The sequence below is a fragment of the Staphylococcus sp. HMSC035D11 genome, assembly GCF_001836075.1.
GTDB lineage: Bacteria > Bacillota > Bacilli > Staphylococcales > Staphylococcaceae > Staphylococcus > Staphylococcus hominis.
In genome coordinates, this window is record NZ_KV827223.1 from 1 (window position 1) to 1992 (window position 1992).

Annotated in this window: 2 protein-coding genes and 1 pseudogene; 2 read left to right on the plus strand and 1 reads right to left on the minus strand. The window is 25.5% G+C overall.

Annotation, left to right across the window (positions count from 1 at the left end):
* Positions 1-198: 198 nt before the first annotated feature.
* Positions 199-333: pseudogene (locus HMPREF2647_RS11585) on the plus strand (HAD hydrolase family protein); the annotation flags it as partial.
* A 124-nt stretch (positions 334-457) separates the two neighbouring features.
* Here the strand turns inward: HMPREF2647_RS11585 and HMPREF2647_RS01500 are convergent.
* Positions 458-1171 (minus strand): DUF536 domain-containing protein, encoded by a 714-nt coding sequence (locus HMPREF2647_RS01500; RefSeq protein WP_002505613.1) that lies wholly within the window; start codon positions 1169-1171, stop codon positions 458-460.
* A gap of 385 nt (positions 1172-1556) precedes the next feature.
* On the opposite strand from HMPREF2647_RS01500, the gene HMPREF2647_RS01505 reads away from it, so the two are divergent.
* The coding region (locus tag HMPREF2647_RS01505) for a replication initiator protein A (RefSeq protein WP_141751491.1) at positions 1557-1992 on the plus strand (436 nt) is incomplete at its 3' end.

The following is a 1992-nucleotide window of genomic DNA, read 5'->3' on the forward strand; positions in this document are numbered from 1 at the left end:
GCTTGTTATGTAACGAGTGTCACAGTGATTATAGTTGCCTTGATTATAATGATAATGATATTTGATCTTATAATTGGATTACTATTAAATTTTCAAATATTTTTAAAAAATAAAAAGTATGATGACTTTTTATAATTATTCGATTTATATAATGAAAAATTAAATGATTAAACATAGAAACCTCAAAACAAACCATATTTAATAGAGTTTATGGCGCCTTATACAAATAAAGGCTATGCTGTTAAAGAATTATGTAGCTATCTTCAGATTAATATGGATGATGTTTATACTATTGGCGATAGAAAATTGATTTACCTATGTTTAATACCCTAGATAATTCTTCTGATAATTTAGTTTTTGTTAGAGTTTAACATAACTGATGATTATCAGAAGTACCGTCAATATAAAAGGTGCATCAAGGGTTTATAAACTCTTGATGCACCTTTTATATTTATTTTTAATTACCAAACAGTCTACTCCAAAGACTTTTTTTAGAATGATTTTCGATTCTTATATCCTTTTTCTGTTCATCATCTATTTTATCGCTTTGTTTCGATTCACTATCTTCTTGTTTATCCTCGTGTTTATCTTTACTTTCATCACTAAACTGAGAAACTATTTTTTCTTTTTGATTATCTGAGTTACTATTTATAGAATCCATATTGTCCATTGTTTCTTGAACTTCAATGTCCTGTCTCTTGTTAGCAGAATAATTAAGTTGCCTTTCTTCTTCTAATTCAGACTCCAACCTTTGTATTTTTTTATTACTTTCTAATGCTAATACTTGTTGATTTTCAAGTAATTTCGACCTTTCTTGTAATTCTTTTCTATAAAATTCTATTGTCGTTTCATGACGTTTTTCTTGCTTTTCAAGTTGCTTATTTAAAGTATCTATTTGCTTTTCAAGTAGTTCAATTATTTGAACGTCATATTTAGATTCATTGTTTTTATTATCTGTTTTAACTTTTTCTGAGTTTATATTAGTACTTTCAAATCCATATTTCTTTTTATTTTTGATTATTCTTTGAATGATCTTTTCTACATCAACATCATTTTTAATGAATGAAGTATTATCCTTTTTTATTGTTTCTATATTCAATCTTTTTATATTATTAAACACAGTCTGTTTACTAACTTCCAATTCTTCACTTATTTCTTTAACACTTTTCATATCTTCAACCCTTTATAAATACTTTATCAACCCTTTATAAACAAATTCTATCACAAATACTTTTATAAAGGCATTTTAATTAGATTCAAAAAACCCTTTATAAACACTTGATAACGATGTTGTCAAATGTTTATAAAGGGTTTTTAAGTGAAATTATAATATCTTTTATATGTTCTTCTTTAATGATATAATGTTCATAATACGTTTTAGTCCCAACTACTGGTAATAGTTGGGACTTGGTAATAAAACGTTACAATACGTTAGCTATTTAATTTGATATATGTATTATATACAACAATATCTACAGTTTGCAAGTCAAAAAGTTATGTGGATTTGTAATGTTTTATTACCTCTATTCAAATTTAATTGGAAAGAGGTTTTTATTATGTCTCGTAAAAATATTAAAAATCAAGCTAGTCAAAATTTTTATATGTTACATAAAGCATTATTTGTTAATGAAAAATATAAAAAATTAAGTGATAGTGCCAAAGTCACTTATGCAATTCTCAATGATAGAGTTAGCTTATCAATTAAAAATAATTGGATCGATGATAATGGGGATATATATTTCATTTTTACAAATGAAAGTCTCCAGAATATATTAGATAAAAGCAAGAATACAATTACTAAAATAAAAAAAGAACTTCAAGAAGTAGGGTTACTTGAACAAATACGTACAGGATTTAATAAACCTAATAGATTATATTTGCATGATATAGAAACTAATATTAGTGTAGAAAAAAGTATTCAATCCTCATCTGCAACCTATAATGACAAGGAGTCCCAAATTTTGGGACTCCAGAATCCCGAAATTTGGGACT